22 protein-coding genes and 1 pseudogene are annotated in these 20878 nt (G+C 49.3%); 7 read left to right on the forward strand and 16 right to left on the reverse strand.

All coding sequences use genetic code 11. The features are described 5' to 3' along the window. Window positions 1–114: 114 nt before the first annotated feature. The 12 genes and pseudogenes from NUX24_RS08525 to NUX24_RS08580 all read right to left on the reverse strand — a co-directional run bounded on the left by NUX24_RS08525 (window position 115) and on the right by NUX24_RS08580 (window position 6669). Window positions 115–486, reverse strand: coding sequence for a toxin (locus tag NUX24_RS08525; RefSeq protein WP_257830943.1), 372 nt, complete (start codon window positions 484–486; stop codon window positions 115–117). A 38-nt stretch (window positions 487–524) separates the two neighbouring features. Further along, a complete protein-coding gene (locus tag NUX24_RS08530) occupies window positions 525–890 on the reverse strand; it encodes a type IV toxin-antitoxin system YeeU family antitoxin (protein WP_257830945.1) in 366 nt (121 codons plus the stop codon). Between the two features lie 28 nt (window positions 891–918). Further along, a pseudogene (locus tag NUX24_RS08535) lies at window positions 919–1137 on the reverse strand (DUF987 family protein); the annotation flags it as partial. After that, window positions 1134–1676, reverse strand: a complete 543-nt coding sequence (gene radC, locus NUX24_RS08540; protein WP_169330390.1) for a DNA repair protein RadC — start codon at window positions 1674–1676, stop codon at window positions 1134–1136. The gene radC and the pseudogene NUX24_RS08535, both read right to left, overlap by 4 nt. Window positions 1677–1688: 12 nt before the next feature. Then, complete coding sequence (locus NUX24_RS08545) at window positions 1689–2132, reverse strand: antirestriction protein (RefSeq protein ID WP_001093282.1); 444 nt, start codon at window positions 2130–2132, stop codon at window positions 1689–1691. Between the two features lie 30 nt (window positions 2133–2162). Beyond that, on the reverse strand, window positions 2163–2984 hold the full coding sequence (locus tag NUX24_RS08550; protein WP_257830950.1) for a DUF932 domain-containing protein: 822 nt from the start codon (window positions 2982–2984) through the stop codon (window positions 2163–2165). Between the two features lie 98 nt (window positions 2985–3082). Next, window positions 3083–3313 (reverse strand): DUF905 domain-containing protein, encoded by a 231-nt coding sequence (locus NUX24_RS08555; protein ID WP_063925496.1) that lies wholly within the window; start codon window positions 3311–3313, stop codon window positions 3083–3085. Between the two features lie 71 nt (window positions 3314–3384). Beyond that, window positions 3385–3834: an IrmA family protein gene (locus tag NUX24_RS08560; protein ID WP_257830953.1), complete on the reverse strand. Its 450-nt coding sequence runs from the start codon at window positions 3832–3834 to the stop codon at window positions 3385–3387. After that, complete coding sequence (locus NUX24_RS08565; protein WP_241515461.1) at window positions 3831–4283, reverse strand: YfjS/YafY family lipoprotein; 453 nt, start codon at window positions 4281–4283, stop codon at window positions 3831–3833. Before NUX24_RS08565 ends, NUX24_RS08560 begins: the two co-directional genes overlap by 4 nt. A gap of 36 nt (window positions 4284–4319) precedes the next feature. Continuing rightward, a complete protein-coding gene (locus tag NUX24_RS08570; RefSeq protein ID WP_000722972.1) occupies window positions 4320–4889 on the reverse strand; it encodes a hypothetical protein in 570 nt (189 codons plus the stop codon). Then, window positions 4889–5593: a YafY family protein gene (locus tag NUX24_RS08575; protein ID WP_000083853.1), complete on the reverse strand. Its 705-nt coding sequence runs from the start codon at window positions 5591–5593 to the stop codon at window positions 4889–4891. Before NUX24_RS08575 ends, NUX24_RS08570 begins: the two co-directional genes overlap by 1 nt. Before the next feature lie 200 nt (window positions 5594–5793). Continuing rightward, a complete protein-coding gene (locus tag NUX24_RS08580; RefSeq protein WP_169330393.1) occupies window positions 5794–6669 on the reverse strand; it encodes a GTPase family protein in 876 nt (291 codons plus the stop codon). A gap of 652 nt (window positions 6670–7321) precedes the next feature. Between NUX24_RS08580 and NUX24_RS08585 the strand changes: the two genes are divergently transcribed. The 3 genes from NUX24_RS08585 (at window position 7322) to NUX24_RS08595 (ending at window position 9785) form a co-directional block, all read left to right on the forward strand. Beyond that, window positions 7322–8005, forward strand: coding sequence for a hypothetical protein (locus NUX24_RS08585; RefSeq protein WP_000141342.1), 684 nt, complete (start codon window positions 7322–7324; stop codon window positions 8003–8005). A gap of 260 nt (window positions 8006–8265) precedes the next feature. Then, entirely contained in the window at window positions 8266–8883 is a 618-nt protein-coding gene (locus tag NUX24_RS08590; protein ID WP_000741681.1) for a hypothetical protein, read from the forward strand. 173 nt (window positions 8884–9056) lie between these two features. After that, a complete protein-coding gene (locus tag NUX24_RS08595) occupies window positions 9057–9785 on the forward strand; it encodes a DUF2971 domain-containing protein (protein ID WP_049023534.1) in 729 nt (242 codons plus the stop codon). Between the two features lie 378 nt (window positions 9786–10163). Here the strand turns inward: NUX24_RS08595 and NUX24_RS08600 are convergent, their stop codons facing one another. Continuing rightward, on the reverse strand, window positions 10164–11081 hold the full coding sequence (locus NUX24_RS08600) for a hypothetical protein (RefSeq protein ID WP_257830962.1): 918 nt from the start codon (window positions 11079–11081) through the stop codon (window positions 10164–10166). 415 nt (window positions 11082–11496) lie between these two features. Between NUX24_RS08600 and NUX24_RS08605 the strand changes: the two genes are divergently transcribed. The 4 genes from NUX24_RS08605 to queD all read left to right on the forward strand — a co-directional run bounded on the left by NUX24_RS08605 (window position 11497) and on the right by queD (window position 13494). After that, window positions 11497–12075, forward strand: a complete 579-nt coding sequence (locus tag NUX24_RS08605; protein ID WP_241515494.1) for an inovirus-type Gp2 protein — start codon at window positions 11497–11499, stop codon at window positions 12073–12075. 107 nt (window positions 12076–12182) lie between these two features. Next, window positions 12183–12389, forward strand: a complete 207-nt coding sequence (locus NUX24_RS08610; protein WP_241515502.1) for an AlpA family transcriptional regulator — start codon at window positions 12183–12185, stop codon at window positions 12387–12389. A gap of 116 nt (window positions 12390–12505) precedes the next feature. Then, window positions 12506–12832 carry a putative zinc ribbon protein gene (locus NUX24_RS08615; RefSeq protein ID WP_374693103.1) on the forward strand — a complete coding sequence of 109 codons (327 nt, stop codon included), beginning with the start codon at window positions 12506–12508 and terminating at the stop codon, window positions 12830–12832. Between the two features lie 299 nt (window positions 12833–13131). Beyond that, complete coding sequence (gene queD / locus NUX24_RS08620) at window positions 13132–13494, forward strand: 6-carboxytetrahydropterin synthase QueD (protein ID WP_169330404.1); 363 nt, start codon at window positions 13132–13134, stop codon at window positions 13492–13494. Between the two features lie 56 nt (window positions 13495–13550). Here the strand turns inward: queD and dpdD are convergent, their stop codons facing one another. The 3 genes from dpdD to dpdJ are packed head-to-tail and all read right to left on the reverse strand — an operon-like array spanning window position 13551 to window position 20871. Continuing rightward, a complete protein-coding gene (dpdD, locus tag NUX24_RS08625) occupies window positions 13551–15806 on the reverse strand; it encodes a protein DpdD (RefSeq protein ID WP_169330405.1) in 2256 nt (751 codons plus the stop codon). Continuing rightward, entirely contained in the window at window positions 15803–16345 is a 543-nt protein-coding gene (gene dpdK, locus NUX24_RS08630) for a phospholipase D-like domain-containing protein DpdK (RefSeq protein ID WP_001097549.1), read from the reverse strand. Before dpdK ends, dpdD begins: the two co-directional genes overlap by 4 nt. Continuing rightward, window positions 16342–20871: a protein DpdJ gene (dpdJ, locus tag NUX24_RS08635; protein ID WP_257830968.1), complete on the reverse strand. Its 4530-nt coding sequence runs from the start codon at window positions 20869–20871 to the stop codon at window positions 16342–16344. Before dpdJ ends, dpdK begins: the two co-directional genes overlap by 4 nt. Between the last annotated feature and the right edge of the window lie 7 nt (window positions 20872–20878).

Below are 20878 nucleotides of genomic sequence, written 5' to 3' on the forward strand. Positions count from 1 at the left end.
GGAGCTGGCTTTAGCTTTGGCGAACTCCTCATCATCTTGTTACTGGTAGCTTCCCTACATTGGACAGCATTGTATCAATGTTGTCGATATCAACATTAATTGACTTCCCATTGTTTATAGCTCCTGATGATGGCCTGCCGTTACCCTGGTAATAGTTTTGTGACTGCTGTGTTTCATCAGACCGGAGGCTTTCCGGGCACGTAGAATATCGATACTGGTGATGAACGGTGACTTCTCCATGACAGAGCAATCATTACGGTCAATTCTTACCAGTTCATATTTTTCGACAAGAAAGTTCACCGCATCGCAGAGCGATACTCCAGCATCAATGTGTTCCCGTATGGTGGTTTCATTACTGAACGGAGTGTCATTCAGCGTCAGACCATAGTGCTGCGACAACAGATGAGTCAGTAACCGCTGCCAGATTTCAACGGGTGACAGACAGGTCTTAGCCGCCCGTATCGGGTGTGATGATAAGGTTTGCATGATGTTTACTCTGTAATGTTCAGGGAATAAGTGGTGATTTAATGCGGCTCAGTCTGGTCAGGATAAACAGCAATGTAGACATAGCCACATGAGCCGAGTGTATCGGCTTCACAGGTGAGTCCGTTGTGGCATAGCGTGACGCAGTTCTGATGCCGGGGAGAGAGTTCTCCGCTGGTGAGCATCAATTCCAACTGTTTGAGTATCAGTGGAAATGTCTGGTCGAGGCGCAACGCGTCATCGTTGCTGAAAGCACCATTAAACCCGGCGCGGTCATCGAGAAAATGCACCCGACTGCCTTCTTGTACCAGACGAGCTCCAAAACAGGGTGTAATAGCGCGTTTAAGTCCCCACTGCTGGCAGGCGGGATTCTCCGGTTTGGTACCAGATTCGGAATGATTGTTCATTATTGTTCCTAATTAAAGGTAAGGATAAATTGAGAGTGACGCTGCGAAGAATGACATAAGGACCATTACGGTCCTGACGGTGCTCAGCAAAGACGGCCAGAACGCCGCGTATGTCCGCCACCTCGCGGCCAGCATAATGGCAGATACTACCTGACCATTTATATTTGCCCGTACTGAAGCGAAACAGTCGGGATCCAGGATGTTGCCGGTACAGGGTCATTGCCTGGCGTTTGCTGATGATTTTCATATCCAGCCTCGCTCTGCGAACGACACAATGCCCTCTGAACCGATGACCAGATGATCGAGCGTGTTCACATCAACCAGTGCCAGCGCTTCTTTAAGCCTGCCCGTAATGTTGCGGTCGCATTGGCTGGGCTCCGGGTCACCGGATGGATGGTTATGCGCCAGTACGACAGCTGCAGCATTGAAGCGAAGCGCTGATTTCACTACCTCACGGGGATGGACTTGCACATGGTTAATCGAACCGGCAAATAGCGTTTCACTCTCCAGTAAACGATGCTGGTTATCGAGATAGAGCACCATAAACACTTCCCGTTCTTGTCCTGCCAGATGTAACCGAAGCCAGTCACGGGCAGCAGTACTGGAGGTAAAGGATATACCGGGGTGGCGCAGATATTTATCCAGCAGATTGATAGCCCGGCGAATGGTGCGTTGGGCATAGGGGGTTAATCCGGAGGTCGCGGGGAGCAAACAACCATGCTGGGTCATAATCGCCAGTGGAAAGAGTTCAGGCTGAGATGACAGCGGGGATAATGCGGTATTCATGTTCGGTATCCCTCAGTCGATGAGATGCATAATGGCGCTGCACTCTGGATGGTTCAGCACGTAGTCGCGTAAGCGATAATAGTGCTCAGTCATCGCGTCACACTCGGTGCGACAGGCGTGGTGATTGTAAGTCATCAGACAGGCGACCATCCCTGCAGCTTCACTGGTAAGCTCTGCGCCATTGCCGTTCATGCTGTTGAACAATGTCCACTTCTCATCGTGATCTGACTCGGGAGCCATAAAAGCGCCGCGGTTGCTGAGTGTCGAAAAGCGCCAGATACCACCTTGGTAATCGGAACACAGCCGATCCATCCAGGCAAAGATTTGGGGCTCAAGCGTTATCCATTGCGGGATGGTGCCAAAGTGCTGTGGCCAGAAGCCAATGCGTAACTCGTCAGGGACCGCTGAGGCAGTAATTACGGTATGCTCCTCGAACTGATGATTTTTTGTATTCATTAAACTATCTCCTTATACCGGAACTGTTGTTTAACGCCCGAAAAATTCGAGCATGTTTTCTGCCATAACCCACAGGGCGCGATTGAGCTTCACATCGCCGTCAATGCCGGTAACGGCACGGGTGCGGCTGCTTTTCCCCTGTGCGGTTCGCCCTGACAGACCTCCTTTCATCAGGTTCTCCTGCACGCGCTGGTAGACAGTCCACAGGTCATCGCCGTAGTCCTCCCGACGACGCGGAGTCAGCAGCTGCGATACCGTGACCGGCTGGTGGTCTTCGCCAAAGCGATATTTCAGCGCGGCATTCGCCAGTGCGTGACGGGCTGGTGCTGGCAACACCAGTGACTGCATTGCATCGCGTTTCTCATCCACTCGGTCAAAGACACCGAGCACTTCGTAAGCCCCTTCAATCACCTTCTCGGCGACATTACCTTTATGCGGTACCCGCACTTCTCCGAATGACTGGCCGCAGACCAGGCCGTTGGTACAGACGCCACGAAACAGCCCCGGCAGCATCTGGTAGCTTGATGAGCCGTCATGGCTGTTAAGTAGAATGATTTTCGGCACCTGATGCCCGGTCAGTTGCCCGTCGCGACGCAGTCGAAGCATGTGCTTGGTGTGCTCCCGCCTGCTCTGGTCGCGAACTTTTGTCTGGCAGGCAAAGAACGGCTCAAAGCCTTCACTCTGCAGGCTTTCGAGGATGGTGATGGTCGGGATGTAGGTGTACCTGTCTGAACGAGATTCATGTTTGTCACTCCCGAACACGCTGGGGACATGACTCATCAGCTCTTCGTAGGTTAGAGGCCGGTCACGTCGTATCTGGTTTATACGGCCAAAGCGGCTGGCTAATCGCATGGGTAACTCCTTATGCAGTGGGTAAAAAGACAAAAGGCCACACTTCCCGAAAGAGGTGTGCCCTGACTTTGTTTGTATCGGTGATGTGCTGGTGGTGGTTATGCAGGAAATTTGCGGATGCCATAACGAGTGATATACCGGTTCAGCCAGTAACCGGCATCCGGCTCAAAGTTCCAGGCTCGCCAAACCATGCAACGCTCATGACGGATAACCAGACGGAAATGCGTACCCTGGTCGTCCTCTATAGCAATGTTGGAATATTGAGCCGCAACCGCCTCTGCCTGCTGGCGCGAAAACGGTCCCTCTGGTAGTTCAGTGAGTTCAGGCATACAGGCTCCTTAAAACAAAAAGCCCCTGTGGCATAAGCGACAGGGGCTGAATCAAACGGGTAAAGAATTGGCTAAGACGCCTTACCTCCGACAACCGTGACTTGCAGCGGTTGGTAATACTGCGGGTCGAAAACAGACAGTGGCAGGTCAATCTGGTAACCATTACGCTCTTCCGTTGCCTTCATGATTTCGACAGAGCTGAGGTTTTCCACGCATTCGTTCTCCAGCGAGGCTTCCTGAGAGCGAGTCGCATCGCTCTCACCAAATGCAGCCACCGCCATATTCCCCTTAACCAGCGTGTTTCCCCCTTTGTCTTTCAGACGTAGGGAGAGCGTCAGAGGCCCAACCCCCTCACCACTGCCGCCGTTGTCCAGGCGAAACTGCCACACGCAGACATTGCCCGGCACCCAGACCATGTCTGTGTTGCGGATGCTGATGTAACGCTGTTCTTCGGCCTGAGCCGGTGAAAGCAAACAAAGGCTCAGAGCGAAAACTGAGATAACGCCTTTCAGCTTCTTCATGGATTTTTCTCCTGATTCTCCGGCAGATAGAGTTTCCCCATTTCCTTGCCATCGTGCGAATACACCACCGATTTTTCACCCGTGTAGCTGTCGGTTTCAATCCGGAAGCTCAGGGTGATATTGTCCGCAAGACACAGGGCAGCAATCAGAGGCTGCACCGTTTTCTGCTGCATATCCGCAATGTAGTAATAATTGCCTGACTCACAGCCTTCCGGCGACTGGTTGGTTTTCATCACCGTATATTGCGGTGTGCCGAAAGCATCCTTCTTTACCCATTCCTGGGCAATATCGGATTTATGCGAGACAACCTTGCTGAACGGTGGCGGAGTCAGGTCCTTAAAACTTGCTATCGTATTCACACCCGCATCTTCCTTGCGGTCGCAGCCAGAAACCCCCATGGCACCGATAACCATCAAAACAGTGAGAACAGGTCGATACAATTTCTTCATGGTGCAGATTCCTTATTAATCGTCCGTTCCTTGGCTTCAGCAATTGCCGGTGCTCCGGCACAACTCTGCCAGACTCTGTTGAGCTACCCACTGCTGCAGTTTCTGCTCTGAGGCAGAACGCTTCGCCGCCAGGGCAGCTTGCTGCTGTTTGTTGACACAGTTTTCCGGGAATGCGGCAAGCACCTGGTTGCTGTGAGGTACATCAGCCAGCCCCAGCTGATACTGGGTGTCGATGATAGTGAAGTAACACCCTTTCCCCTGGTCTTCACTCTGATAGACCGAGGTCAGATCGGAGTAATAACCGCTGGCAGGTTTCAGATTCAGCTTGCGCACGGTATGCGTTTTCTTATCGGCGAGAAAATATACACCGCCACCACGCTGACGCAGCAGGAATTGCCTGGTCCAGGGATAATTGCCAATCACACTGGCCTGATAGAGCGTATTGTTCAGCGCGTCGTTGTCCATGCCATCTGCTGATTTCCAGCCATCCGCCTGCATGTACTGCCAGAATTTGACGGTACCCACGACAGTTTCAGCAGACGCCGGAAAGGTAGCGCCTGCGCAGAGACTGACGGCCAGCGCCGTTGTAGTCAGTATTTTCTTCATCATGATTCCTTATGAGGTAAAAGACCGTCGCCGGTTCTGGCGAGCAGTGAGTGAAAAACGTGAAAATGGGGAAGAGCTCTGAGGAATTCCGGTTCGGTGAGAACGTTGCGAATCTGAAGGTTGGGCACGAACAGTTCCGGGTGCAAGGTAACTGCATGGATATCATTCAGCGGAAACACCGCCACTCGATGATGGTGCTCTCCAGTCAGATACCAGTGCCCGCCGCAGAGTACGAGGCGGTATGGTGCAAGCCTTGAGCAACGACAACCTTCAGCCAGCAGCGTCACGCGACGACGCTCTGATATGGCCCTTACAAGGCGTGTAAATATGCCTGGCCTGGGTGGCGACAATGACTCTGACTCTGCCCATATGAGACAAGGAGACTCACCGGGTCCACTTAACAGGGAACTGACCATGTGGTTATCCATGTCAGGAAACAGGGCCTCCACGCCTGACTGACGAGCAAAAGTCAGTACAGCCAGTTCGCGTTGATGGCTACCAGAGAGCAGACGACAGGTGCCGTCGCGATATTCCAGATCCAGGTACATCAGTCGCTCACGAAAATCCCGGCGGAGGGTGCGGATCGATACACCAAACTCTGCTGCAAGAAGGCCCATATCCAGTGTTTCGCCAGCAACAAGGCGACTGATAATGAGGGACAGCCGAACCGCCAGCCGCTCATGGCGACGCTCAGTCTGGGACATTAGATTTTCTCCATCCTGTTAACAGGCTGAAAATTAAGTGATTAGTGTAACGAAGGGGCCGGACAGGGTATGGACATGGGAAGGCGTATTTTTTCAGTATGTGGATTTCAGCCATGATGCGGCTTTGCGCCTAATCGATGGGTTAGTTGCTCATTAATTGAGCGCAGCAAGGACAGGGAGTGTCCGCCATAAGCGGTTTGTCATAAGAAAATCCAGTCCCAGACGGCACGGGCAACGGTTACCACGGCTTCCCGCACGGTTCGAATCACCGTTTTCAGTGGCGCAGGCAGGAATGACGATGACTCAGCCGTATCGAAAACACAACCCACAGCGTCACCGAAACTGTCACGGGCCTGCGACTTTACCGGCTCTGTGCAGAGTCTCCCGTGCAGTTGTGTCACCACCGGACTGGTGGCGCGGTCAGGCAGACAGCGCATCATGGTTGCCACCATATCCTCAATGCCCCATCCAGTGCTGGCGGACACCGCACAGACCGGATGATGCGGTTTAAACATCGCCATAATCGCAGCCTGCTTCGCTTTAAGATTTCCCTGTTGGTGTGTTGAAGGTTTGCTGGTGAGGGTATCCCATTCATGACAGGGTTCGATTTTGTCGGCCTGGTTAATCACAAACAGTACCTTTTGCCTGTAAGGTTGCATCACACCGTGCCAGGACTGCTCGTCCACGGTTAGTGCCCGATCATCGGCCTTAATGACCCACAACACCAGATCCAGTTCCGGCAGGATTCGACGGTACAGGGCACGGTATTCTTGATCCCGCCGCCCGTTTTCACCAACCCCCGGTAAATCGACAATCACCAGACTGTGACGACCGCTGCGCAACCGGAAGCGCAGTACGTCGCGAGTACAGGCGTTCACATCACTCACCGGGGACACCTCACCCCGGAAAAGTTCGTTGCAAAGAGAGGATTTACCTGTACCACTTTTGCCCATGATGCCAATTACCGGCTCGTAATGGGTCAGGTTCTGGATACGTTCAAGAATAAGCTGGCGAAGCGTGTGCGGAAGCGACGCGAGCGGTTGTTCAAGGGCCTGAAGGCCGTCAGGTTTATTCATACAGTAGTCTCAGCGTGAAAAATAAAAAACCCCGAGTTCCAGTCAGGAAAGCGGGGATTCACAGAGATAATATCTATCTGAAATTATTTTGAATTTTAGATTAATACACAAAGGACCTTGTGTAGCCCAGGACTAAACGAGATCCGCTTCGTGCCAGGAGCAGACATTGCCAACGTTATGACCCTCGATTACATCAAAGAGCCCTATAGCCGAAACCTGCACCATAGCCATCTCTGTAGAGTTCGTCCTAGGGGCTTTTAACAGACCTAGTTGTATGGATCGGAAGGAAATATTAAAGCTCAAGGCGTCAGTCCAGTGCTGTCCTGTTTGCTTACCACACAAAAGAGTACTGCTTGTACCTGCTAACTAATGGTATGCGGAGTGAGGGGGGCGGGTAGAACCAAAAGCACTTACTACGTGTGGCGCTCTCCTGGAAGAGGAGACGTCGAAGTGATAACGCTAACAACAGTCTTACTGGTGATGCAGATAATGCTAGCTGGTCTGGTTGCCATAAAGCAACTGACCGGACGCCCGTAAGGGATGGAGGAACTTGATTAAAGGCAGGGGGGTTACCTCCCCTGCCTTTTTTCGTTTCTGCACAAGTTAGCTCTGTTATTATAATCCTTACTCACACTGTAAGGACATAGTTCAAATGACTGAATGGCTTAATGCACATTTTGGTGCAGACGCAGCTACTTATCTTAGCTTATTAGTCGGCGTACTGGCACTGTTTGGTATTGGGGGCGGTGTTACATATAGAATCAGACAGCAAAACAACATTAAACAGAAGGCAAAGAAAACCGAGGGTGATGTGAACCAGGCCGGGCGGGATATTAATCAGACCACCAACGTTTACCACACATCCAATGAATCTGCTGAGGACCCTGTAAAAAAAAAGCAAGATGAACATGATCTGAAGATCATCGACCAGATCCTTGAATTGCTGCCTTATGAGGATACTACTCAATGGGTTGAGCAGAGCTACCTGAGCGGTATACGGCAAGATGTTTGCTTAAACATTGAAAAAGCTGAAAAATTTAGCGGTGAAAAGTATCGGTTATTCAATACTGAAGTGAATGGTGCGAAAGACGCTTTTTTGGACGCTATGACCGCATATGTAGATAGTACGCTACCGTTTATGAGTGTTGATTACCCGAACAGAAAGCCAGTGATGCTAAGCCTTCCCCATGACTGGAAGAGTAAGAGTGTTGAATCGGAGGCAAACTTCCGCTTTCATCAGCAAAATGTGCGTGAAACATCGGGGGTGATGATTGCGCGCTATGAGGATTTTGTCAGGACATTTAAGGCTCATGGATTCATAAGCGATAAACTGTAAAGGCGCAGTGGGTCAGCGAACACCGCAACGACAGAACCGCGTAAGCGGTAAAATCAGCTTGTTTACTGGCGAGTTTATAGCCGTCCCTCCGGGGCGGCTTTTTTATGACTATAATCGACAGAATCACCTGAACGTCCAGGTGGGTTTCCCTGACAGGACGTCAAGGAATGTTCGCTTTGTGCCAAGAGCGGACATAGCGTTTGAAAGGGTGTAACATACAGGCCTGTGAGAGCAACATTGTTTGGGATGAAACTTAAGAAATGGCAGCCACTTCTGATTCGTTGAAAAATATCATACCATTGATTACATTTGCGTTAGGTATTTTTGCTGTGCCTTTAGTAGAGTATCTTAAAGACAAAAGGAAAGCGAAAAGGGTAAAGAATAACTTCAGTTTAGAAATTGAAGATGAAATAAAAACATTGAAAAAAAACCTAAAAAAAATGGGTAAGGCATTGAAAGATGCAAAAAAAATGAAAATCGGCAACCCAGAGCAAGGTGATATACGTAGATACGCTCCGAGGTGCACACAGATCTACTTCATTGGTCAAGCTATGGAGTTTTCATTTGGAGAGTTTAATGAAAAACAAAGAAATTCAATTAAATCTTTCTTTGTTCAAATTGAAGCAATCAATGATTACATCAAGAGCATTAAAGTAATTAATATTGAAAACACTGCGATTGATGAATTGATTGATGACTACAAACGTTACTTACACACTGGTTCTTGCATGCTTAATACAATGCGAAATATTATAAATGATGTGAATTTAAACACCAGTGAAAACGACAATGATATTATTAATGGTGTTTTCAAAGAATTGGGAATCGAACTTTCTTATGAAGATATTAAAATAAAGAAAACAACAAACATTGCATAATGTTATATTTATTATTGAGTTTAGTGATTAATCTGGCCTCCAGACATTAAGCAGTTATGAAACTCAGTTCAATTGCATTAGTGGGAATACGTCCTTAAGTTTTTTTCTAAAAGATTCTCTCTGTATTTTTAATTGTATAACATACTAACCAACAGAACTAAAGGTCAATTTCAATGAGCTATAACAATCATATCAATTTAACAGATGAATTGTTGGATGAACCTATTTATAGAATTATGCCAATACATCGTTTTCTTCAATTGCTTGAAGAAAAAAAATTAACTTTAGTAAGACCAATAAAGTGGGATGATCCATTCGAGAATGCCTTATTAAATAGTACAATCGAAACTTCTGATGGGGAAACAGGCACATTCTCCGCAAAAGATTCTGTTTATGGTCAATGCTGGACATTTCATAGTGAAACTGATGCAATGTGGCGGATATATTCCCATGATAAAGATGGTGTAAGAGTTTCAACCACACCAAGGAAATTATTAACTGCACTTCAAACAGCAGAACCAACGCACCATAATTTAAAGTGTTTTATAGGCAAGGTTTCTTATCTTCCAGAAATCAATCTTCTAGAAAAGCTCATGTCAGTTAATTTATTAGATACTGATGGTTCAGGTATTGCTGAATCACTTTTATATAAACGTGTGGAATTTGAACACGAAAACGAAGTTCGTTTAATTTATTCTGGTGATGACAATGCAGTTAATAGTGATATTTTCCAATTTACAATTAATCCAGGCGAACTGTTAGATTCGATTCTCTTTGATCCAAGAATGGAGAAAAATTTAAGGCAAGCATACTTATTGGCAATTAAGGAAAAAGGTTTTAAAGCTGAAGTAAAAATATCTACGTTATACGATGCGCCTAAGGGACTGGTATTTAAATTATAGTGAAGTTAAAAAATAAAAGGAGGGTTGTTGCTCTCCTTTTTCCTATTCATAAACAGATGTTTTCTGAGTTTTGCAGATAAATTATTCTGCCTATTTAAGTATCACGCCAGCTTTCATACCCGGAGGGATAAGTTTCAAGAACTCTATGACTCTTAGGTTATTAATGTCCGCTGTTCGCTCAGAGCGGACCTTCAGATCAGCTAGCTTGCACGCTTCGAGCCAGAAGTAAACGTTCTAATTTTCATACCTCGACTATGTGCTCTGTACTTAACGGGACAAGGAGGAGATAGTGCGAGGACCCTAGATCGACTCAAAGGGTCGACTCAGATTCATCACTACAATGAGAAATCAGACGAAGAAACCACTGAGATCACAACGCTATTTAGCAGATCGCCGATAAGATTTTGATGCTTGCCAGGCATGTTTCATCTTCTCAATAAACTCCAGCTTCTCTTCAGGTTGGACGTTCCACACATCCATAGCCGCAATAATCATGTCATAACGCATGGACGTATTATAAGGGCGAAGATAGCCCGCTATTCGTTCTTTTCCTTTGAGATAGTCCCAGAGATAGACTAACTGAATTTCATCATGACGTGACATCCAGTCAAAATCTGTCAGAAAAAAATCATATTGCTCAAGCCAGCGCTCGTGCAGTTTTTTGAAATAAGAGATCTTATCTCCAAGTGAGCATGGAGCTCCATCAATGTATCTCATCACACCATTGATGAGTTCACGCTCAGTTACCGGGGTGGGGTTGTACAGATCGGTACTTGCTCCCGCGTTCAGATAAAATCGGGAGAAAACACGTTTCGGTTTTTTCGAGGCTGTGGCCTTTGGATTGGTTATCAGGTCCCAATCGATATCGTCCAGGTCGATATTCAAATTAGGGAAATCAAGATTTGTGAAGATATTATTATCCATTAAAAGAGAATTAAATCTTCCTGAACAACCGAGGTCATTCCCCAACCCACCAAGCGTCAGCCCTGCAGATAATACTGGGTATTCAAAAATATAATGGTGAGCAAACCACAATGCTCTTGGTGTACCTTTGAAACAATCAAAATAATCTTTATCAATCAGTAGCAACTCAGCCCATTCTTTAAGAGTTTTCCGGCCAACTTTGATCCTGTCCTGATCGCCCAGGAAATGCCGTTCAAGGATCTCAGAGATTAAACGTCGAAACTGATCCGGCGAATCATAAGTACTCCACTGTAAGGAGTAATCAGTGCTGGAAAGCGCACCAAGCATTTTTAGATACATTATCTCGTAGCGGATCATATCGTAATGCAACATCGTCTCTTCCCTCTAATTCTGGCTCCTGAACACAGATTAGCATGAGCATCTTTTATGTGGAGAGAGACGGGTCACAGGCTGAGGAATAACTGATTTACTACTGATATCCTACTGATTTTATTGTGATATTACTTTGACGTTTTACTGCATTATTCCTGTAGTTTTTACTCTACGAATCTCCTCTGTTCACCTCATTAGAATCCTCAAACAGCTGATATGAACATTTGGGTTTTTAGTATAATTAAGGGGCACTCCCTGTTTCTATACCGCCCTGTTCACAGCTCCTTCCCCCAACAAGCAACCCTGCCTGTATTGCCCCGGATACACAGCTCCCTGTATCTGCCGTATCCCCGCTTCTCTTAAAAATTACATCTCATCCCAATCCTTTGTACTCCACCTGACAAAGGATAAATCAATGCACACTCCTTACCCTTTTAATTCCAGATACACGATGAACTGGTTTCTACTGTCTCTGATCAATGACCACCTGAATCAGCTACTGAACCGATACTCCCGAATACAGGCACTCAGACTCGACCTGTTCTATCAGAAAGGTACAGAGCGCTATAAACGTCATTCATGGAATGAAACCGAGCGAGAGGTGCGCATGCTGGTTGAACGCACCCTGCAGCACACAAATCTGTCAGGATATTTCTGGGTACTGGAGAGCTCTGTAGACCACGGCTGCCATGCTCATATCGTGTTCTATCTCGACAGGCATCTTAACCAGGCTACCTACCCAATAGCTGAGAGAGTCGGAACAATATGGCGGGAAGTAACGCAACGAGAAGGCTATTACAACCGCTGCGAATACAAACCCACTTATGAAGTCAGTATTGATAAGCCAGTGAACTATGATGATACCGAAGCCATCGATAACCTGCGCTACATCATCAGCTACCTTGCCAAAGAAGAGCAAAAGCACGGTCATTATCATTACGGAGCCAGCGAGGTACCGCCACCCAGCGGACTGGGGCGTCCTCGCACGGTGTAACTCGCGTTCTGCACTTTTTTACGTATCAATCCATTGATGTGGAAGGGCTGGTGGTAACGAGCAATCAACCGCCAGCTCAGGATTATCCCACAATGGAAGACAGCAACATGACAGAACAAATTTCTTTGCTTGATGACCAGTTGGTGGATATGCGGTTCATCACGAAGCTTACAGGGCTTACGGACAAATGGTTTTACAAGCTAATTAAAGATGGTCTATTCCCGAAGCCAATCAAACTGGGTCGCAGCTCCCGCTGGCTTGAAAGCGAAGTGGAAGCCTGGCTACAGCAACGCATAGCGCAGTCCCGTCAGTAACCTGTCGAACGCAATCACATCTCCCCCTAATTTAAATCAACCAGTCGTATGACCCGCACTGCTGCCCTCCTCGGGACGGCTTACGCCTGCGTGTCGCATGGCACAGGACCAATACTATGACGATTTACGCCAAATGTTTTATTGCGCTTGACGCTAATAAGCGTCTCACGGGAGCAACCACTGGACAGCTTCACCCTTACGACAGCTACACCTGCCACTTCTGCGGCAGTAAGCCGCAATACCATCCTGAATACATCACCGAACGCCCGTGGTTTACACACTGGCACGGCGATCTAACAGAGAACGGGCGACAGCACTGCCCGTATGTAAATCCTGATTCGGGTGAAAGGCAATTAGCCAGACGGCTACAGCACTTCCTCCCCAATGCTATCCTCAGGGTCAGTAAAGCCGTCTGGCTCTGCGCACCATGCGAGACCAGTTAGTTACAGCCTGAGTTGTCGTAGTGGAGATTTCAGTTATCCAACTGAAATAGCGTCATGAGAATGCTGAAGCTCTTTTTTGCCGCCAATCTTTAAACTTACGTACGAAGCGGTGATATTAGTCGATGTAAGGCTGTGACTAGCGATAACGTCCAATTGAGTTGCATGCTCATCCTGCAAAGAGGCTCACAATCGAAAACAATCCGGTTTGGGTCGGAATACACAAGCGTGCTAATGCTCATTCTTAAATGCTAGGAAATCTTGCTTCTTATTGTTACTGTATAACAAAAAATGAGGTCACCATGAAAACTACGTTATACAAAGATTTCACATTTGAAGCCGCACACCGTCTTCCCAATGTTCCTAAAGGCCATAAATGCGGCCGCTTACACGGACACTCTTTTGTCGTGCGCCTTGAGATAACTGGTGAAGTTGATAAACACACAGGTTGGATTATTGATTTCGCTGAACTCAAGGCCATTTTCAAGCCGACGCTAGATCGCCTGGACCACTACTATCTCAACGACATCCCTGGCTTGGAAAACCCAACCAGCGAAGTACTCGCCAAATGGATATGGAGTCAGGTTAAAACACAGTTGCCAATTCTGAGTGCTGTCATGGTGAAAGAAACCTGTAGTGCGGGTTGCGTGTATCGGGGTGAATAGCCCGAGATTGAACTTAGCTGTGACGTTATAGGTTACAGCTAAGTTTTTTACCTTTACTACAATTTAAGATAACTACGTATGCAGTCCAGCATACTCGTACTGCCTTTTCCAGAAGGTTGCAATAATGGTTTATCCCCTCGCTCTTCCTTTATCGCGTAATAAGCAGAATGTTTAGAACTAAGCCAAGCAAAAATAAATACATCCGCTTCTCTAGCCAATGAACGCAGCATGGTTGAGCCGCCTTTATCGTTGTTGAGGCGAATATCGGCCTGAGGATAATCGGCTAGTAGTTGTTTTTTCACACGCTGTGCTACCGACTCAGTCAATGTATAAATGCCCACTACCTTGTCATTCAATGTTGATCCGACACGAACCTCATCATTTTTCTCCCCGCTGTCCTCTAAAATTTGTGGGGGAATTTCACAGACAAGTCCGCACTCACCAGCAAACTGAGCCAATAGGTTCCACTGCAATTTACTATAGCGGGCTGGGTTGCGGTAAAACATGTTGAGTACCAGATTGAATAATTGTTCTCTGGCAAGTTGGTCAGCAGTTGGGTAGACCAAGAACAGTTCCAGCAAATCCAGCCAGGCGCTAGCGCTGGTGGTACCTGAACTCTCGATCATCATCTGCAGGTTTTCTATTAGTTCGCGGTAATCGTGCGCATTACTATCGCCCTCTAAATAACCGCGTGTTAGATCACAGGCAGTAAAGATATCTTCGCGAGAACTATTGTCGTCCAGCGCCAATTGTTGCAGCAATGCTAACCGGACAGACTGCCAGGAAGCACTTGTTTGATGGTTATCCAGCCACTCGAGCAGTACTGGAATGGCATCGCGCAACACCATGCTGGCGCAGTTGTTGGTTTTATCCAGCAACGAAACAAATGCCTCGGGCTGGAAAGCCGCTGCGTTCCATTGGCCGCAGGCCTGTTCTACCGCTTCTATCGCCCCCGACCATCGAGGGTTATTTAAGACTTCCTTCAACCAGTCCTGCCAGTTATTGATACCTGCAGTATCATGTTCTGTTCGTTTGGATGGCAGCATCAACTGTAAGGCAGTGTAATAACGCTGGAAGGCCGGTTTCGCCAGTAACAAGTCGCGCTCTTGTTGAGCCAGTTGTTGCAGATAGCTTACAGCCTTCACAGCAGCTTCTGCACTGCCTATGACCCAAGCACATTGCAAAGCAATAGCTGCACCGCGAGCACTGACCGGTAGTAACAGTAATTCTTTCAGAACGCTTTCAGGATATTCATCGGCTCTGGCAAGCAATTCATCGGTGCTCGCCACCGGTAGCGAGGCCACAGCAACGGCCGGGAATGCTTCCAGCAACCGGCGGATCCAGTGCCGGTCATCGTCTGTTGCCCCCTTCATACCGGCAACCACTTGTTGTGCCTGTTCCCTCAGTCTTGCAGGATCACTTTGTGTGTCAGAAAGTAACCATAGTAGGATATTTTTGATCGCCGATGGCGTGTTTATACCCTGCGTCACTTGGAACAGGCGCGGTACGTTCTTCACCAGCAAAATATTAAATGCTTGTCGTTGGGCTGCGAGGTCGCTCAACTGCTCATACTTCAGCAGAAACTGCTGATAGAAAACCGTCATCACTTCTTCAGCCAACACCAACGGGTGCGGCATATCCAAGACCTGTCGCAACTGAGTCGAATCTAGCAGGCTTTTGGCATCACCTTCCAGAGCCATGCAGCGCAGTTCGATAAACAGTTCGTTAATATGGCCTATGCCACCAGCTTCACGTAGTTCCTGCAGATAGAGGCGAGTCTGCGGCACATCACGTCGACGCAAGGCGGCACGGACGTCACGCAGAATACGGCCACGCGGGCGTAGAAGTATGAGCTGGTGAATCGGGCGGCTGGCGAGTTGTTGGCGCAAGCGCTCAATGCCATTGAAAATCTCCGGGATCCTCGACTGAGAAAGCGAGCTAAATTTGTATACTCTATCGCTATAGTGGTCTATCAACGCTTTTTCCACCGGGTCGCTCGGATCCAGCATCGTGCGCTGGCGGTTAAAGTCAGACCACGAGGTGCCGACGTGCGCGTCTAATAACTCGCGCAACTCCGCATAGTCTCGTTCCTCATCGGCCATTGCATACCAAGTCACTTTATCGTTACTGCCCTTTACTACACGCGGCAGGATCACCGGGAAGCATCCGTTGCGGACATCGTTAAGCCAGGGGGTCAACCGCTGTTGGGTTGATGCTTCTAGCAGGCCACCCGCGATTTTTTCCCAAGAGATAATATTGTTTTCTCTATGGAAAAAGGCTCGCAGGAACTTTTCGCTATCAGCGCTGTTCATTGCACACCTCCCTGTGCCGGTTGGTAAAAGTCGTTAAATGCTAACAACGCCTGCACGATGGCGGTTTTGTCTGTGGTCAAGTTAATCTGTTCATCATTGATCACGATCCCGCCGATCGTCAGATTCATTGAACCGCTTAGGAAGAAATGATCTCCGAGGAACCCTTTGGTATGCAGTACCTCTTTCTGGCCAATGTACAGGTTATCCAGCATGCCGTAGTTGGCGACGCGTTCGGTTAACTGGCGGATAAAGCGTGCATTATGCTGGGTCTCGTTGGTCATCACTTTAAGCGTACCGCCGTTGGCTACCGCACGCGCCAGCAGTTCTGAGGTCTGCACCTGACGCTGTCCCCAGGCTGGTTCGAGGTAGTCGAAACGGCCGGTGCGATTATCCAGCAGGTCGAGGTCGGTGATCCACGGCGAGACTATCCACAATTCCGCGCTGGGCTGAGCGATCTCCGCTACCAACAAGGAGCTGAGTACATCAAGAACTTCACTCTGGCGTGAGGTTCTGGATTTAAAGATACGACGGGTATTCATTGGATCGCCTCCGGAATTTCAATCATGGCGAAGGTGTCATTGTTGTGGCGGCGCAGGGCACTGACGCGCGGGTAGAAGAACAACCCATACATTTCTACTGGGGTGACTAAAAGAGTAGCGATGGCCTCATTTATTGCATCGCCCGGTTCGGCTAGTAACTCGCATTTACCATTATTTTCCAGATGCTGGTGACACTGCTGCATCCAGTCTGGTTGGCTGAGCGCCACCTGAGCACAACTGTGCTGCACCACATGGGCCAGCAGGAGGCGCTCGGTTGGCCCGGCAAAGCTGTAAGGGTTGTACCAAGTTAGCCAGCTATCACGAATGGTATGGCCACGTGGCCACAGTAGGCCATTACAGGTATTTAAACGCCAACTCTCCAAGTTGTGCTGCCCTTGGCTAGCTTGTTGTAGTTGCTGGTCAAGCGCGCTGGACTGACTACAGGTAAAGGCATAGACACGCTGTGGTAGTTCAATACCCAGTCGCTGCTCCTGCTGTCGCCAATCCTGTTGCAGTTGCAGTAAAAAGACATCGCTGCTGGCATCGGTCCCCGGCCGTAATAGGCGGGTGTTGATCGCCGACAGGAAGCTGTGGCTGGTCATAAAGCCGCTGCGCTGCAATTCTCCCAGCAAGTTGCGCTGCGCCTGAACCTGGCTGGCATGATCGTTGGCAAGGCGCATTTCGTTCATACACGCAGGCAGGGATGATGTCGGGTTTACCATGGTTTGCAGCAGGTGCCAGACATTATTGTCCATTGTTTCGTAGTCGCCTGGACTGAGGTTAAAGTCTAGCAACTCGAAGAAACTGCGCGGATCTTCACGGTAAATCTGTTGGATCTTCTCAATGATACCGCCACCGCCCACGGTGGTTTCCGACAGCCAGATTTCGCGCTGGTCAGGCGCGAGCAGCGCAGTGCGCACCGGCCCACCGTTGAGGTCAAGGATTAGGTCGTTGTCGTCGGCATCTGGGCACAACTGCATAGCGGTTTGCAGCAGCGCCGCACCCAGTGTGTTGGTGAAGTTGAGGGTCAACCACTCCAACCAGGTGTTATCCAGCGGTTGCCACAGCAGTTCCACCCAGTCGGCAATTCTTGCCATCACCGGAGCTTGGGACAACAGTTCACGCAAGCTTTGCTGTAGATCCTGCTCTATCTCTTCACCGGTCTGCACATCATACAACGTCTGGAAGATTCGAGCAGGAACGTCAATCAAGGCGATCCCTGCGCTGTTGTGTTCCATTGCGCGGAACGCCTGCTCCGGGGTGCAGTTTTTCAATACTGCTTCGCTGCCAATACCTGCCAGGACAGTTTCTGCCAGCCAACCAACGAGGAAAGTATTAACACTGATTGCCTCGTCGTGGCTGACTTCATACAGGAAGCGCGCTGTGCGCAATCCGGCCACCAGTTCACGGTTGTTGCTGATGCTAGCGAGATCAAAATTAGGTAACCGACACTGGAATTTTATCGCATCTACCCACAGCGAGAAGCCAAACGCAGCGGGTTCGCCTTGGTGTTCAAATTTGAAGTCAATCTGCAGGTCTTCACGCTGGTCGCTGAATTTAATATTGGCACGTGATCCGGTGGCAAAGCGCACGGCTTCGATCGGACAGTGCTGCTGGTGGCTGTAAAACTCCACCTGCTGGAAAATATCCTGCCAGGCATTGTTGGATGGCACTTCCGCAGGGATGCCGTTCTGAGGTGGACGGATCTCGCTGTGCCAGTTAAGAAACGCGTTTGAGGTTTCACTCAGTTTAAGGTCATCTGGTGGCGTGCTGGCAGTCACTTCCCAGGCGCGGAAGCAAGGGATAACCTGCATGCCAGTGCGAGTGGTAATGTGACAATCGGGCATGGACTCCCGTTTGTCTGGCGGGCAGTAATCATCAATCGGGAATGGATGCGAACCATCTTTCAGCTCGAGTTTTTTCGGCACTAGCCAGTGGCATTCGCGAATGTTTTTGATGGCAAAGCGCTTGCTGATACGCCCCGGGGCAAAATCTTTCATCCCCTGCAAAATCGGCATGCTGTGCGCATCGGGTTCCTGACCGACTTCACCTAGCAGGTTAATCTGTAACTCCGGCAGGCAGAGGTCGTTAAACAACGCGGACGGTATAAAATCAGGCATCGGCGTGCTTTTGCGGCAGTTATCGGCCTGCTCAATGCCAAGGCGCGACCAGTTGGAGCGCAGTCTTCTAAGTACCGTAGGAAGAAACGCGGTCATAATCGCGCGTGGGGGTTGCCACAGCAATGACTGCAGCAGTTTTTCGTCCTTAATCCCCAGTGCTTCAGCCAACCATGAGTTAAACTCCTGCTGGGTTTTCTGGCTGTTCAGAAGGTCTTCAATCAGATCGGCCAGCTTTGACTGAGCTTCAGATGGCTTACCTTTGTCCTGCGGGACGGATAGGTCATCCCAGATACCACGATTCCACTGATTAAGATACTCGTTACGGCTGGAGAGCCAGTCCATAGTGGCAAAGGCCGCCTGCATACGCAGTACGTAACTGTTGCCGACCGGCAGTTGGCGCGCCTTTAGTACCGGCTCAAACAGGTTTTCGTAGCACTGAAATGCCATGCGATCACGGCCATAGTCGGACAGCACAACCACGGTCCACGGGCGCATGGTTCGTTGACGTCCAGCACGCCCTTTACGCTGCAGGAATTGGGCATTATCGCGCGGGGCTTTATGCTGGATAACGGCACCGACGTTCGGGTCGTTAAATCCGACCTCAAGTGACGCGGTAGCGACAATCAGATCCGCAGCATGGTCGACGCCAGCATCCTGCGAAGAGGTGCGCTTAACGTTGCTGCGGTCAGCAGAATCGAGTGTATGGCCAATCATTTTAGCCAACGGCCATTGCTGACCAAAGGTAAATTTCTCTTCATTTGGCGCATCGCCGCGCAGCATCGCCAGCGGTTCTTTTTTGGCATTGATATTGCCATTCGAGTAACGACCCTCGGCATCCAGTAGCTGGAAATAGAGGCGGTTAATGACGTCAATATCATCTGTAAATACAAAACTGCGCGTGCCGTACATACCGTTGCTGACCGGCACTGCGGCGTTGTCGAGCATACGCCTGGTTAGCATGGAGGCCTGAATGGTGGTGGACAAAAGGCTAGAGCGGGACGCCGGGTCGCCACGTAGAGCCAGCATATACTCCGCGCCCTCTGTCTCCATATCGTCTTCGATCGGACTAACTTCCGCCACTAGGTACTCTTCCAACCCGGTTAACGAAGCCATAAAGCGCGTCGCCTGCTCCAACGTTGCGGACAGTCCAACAAAGTGCGGTGTAGCACCGGAAAGATGCCGCCAGCGGCGGATCAGCATGCCGTTCTGTGCACCGCTGACGCCGGAATAGGTATGCACCTCATCAAGCAGCATCATCGATGGCGGGACGACATTTTTGCCGATGCCAAACAGCGATGCCAGAAACGGGTTGCCCATCTGCTTATTCAGCATTTCGGTGCTGGTAAACAAAATATCTGGCAGTTCGATCTTCATACGCTTACGCGTCAGGATCACTTCATCAGGCTCGATGGTCTGCGTACAGCTATCGCAATGCAGACGTTCAAAGCTGTTTTCAAGATCAGCGGTGCGCCAGACCATTTTGCCACGACAGCTATCCGTCGGGCAGGGAATATACTGGCAGGACATGCCGTCACGATGCCGGCTCCAAGCCGTTTTCATGTAGTCACGATAAATCGCGTCTTTATCTAGCGGCACCATGCCGAAAAGAGCGGCGATACGTACTTTGCGCACGCCTTTTTCTTCCAGCAAACCGTTCAGTTTACGTACCTGACGCAGCGTTTCGATAAACTGATCTTTCAGCAGTTCATTCCGAGGGTAAATTGCTAGCGCCTTTACCGCATCTTTTCTTTTGGCGACCAGTTCACTGCCGATAAAGGTCAGAGCAGGCAGATAGAACGCCAAAGTTTTACCAGTCCCAGTTCCGGCGCAGACAATGGTAGCAGTCGAGCGGTGCTGGCTCTGCTGCAATCCGCGCAGTACGTTTTTGCAGGCTTCTTGTTGAAAGTAGGCGAGGTTGTACATTCCGCTCGAATGGCTGAGCAGGGCCGACAGTAACTGGCGGTGCGTAGAGGTAAAACCAGTTATTTCATCAAGTTGCTGCAAAACTTCAGCAGCCTGTTGGTTACGCTTCGGGTATTTGCGTTGGCGGCGTAAGAAGCGATAGTCGGACACCAACGTCGATGCGGTACGCCAGTTATTATTAAGGCCGTGCTTAGGAAACATCTGGCGCAACTGGCTGTAAAGGCGCACTGCCTCCGCCATGCGGGTACGAAACACCGAAACACCATTTTGCTGGTGACGCAGTAGCAATCCACGATCGATCATAACTTTCGCTATGCCAAAACTAGTTAGGCCGTTGGCCTCGAGCGGGTGGTTCTGTAAGACCTGAGAAATAGTATTACGGAACTCGGTCTCAGTGAAAAAACCTTGTGTGTTACCCCAAGTGAGGAGTACCGCCTCCTGCGACTCCAGCCCATCAAGTACTGCGCGAATAATCTGTTCCATTGAAACT

Origin of the sequence: Enterobacter sp. HG048, from assembly GCF_024702055.1 — a bacterium.
GTDB classification, from domain to species: domain Bacteria; phylum Pseudomonadota; class Gammaproteobacteria; order Enterobacterales; family Enterobacteriaceae; genus Enterobacter; species Enterobacter dykesii.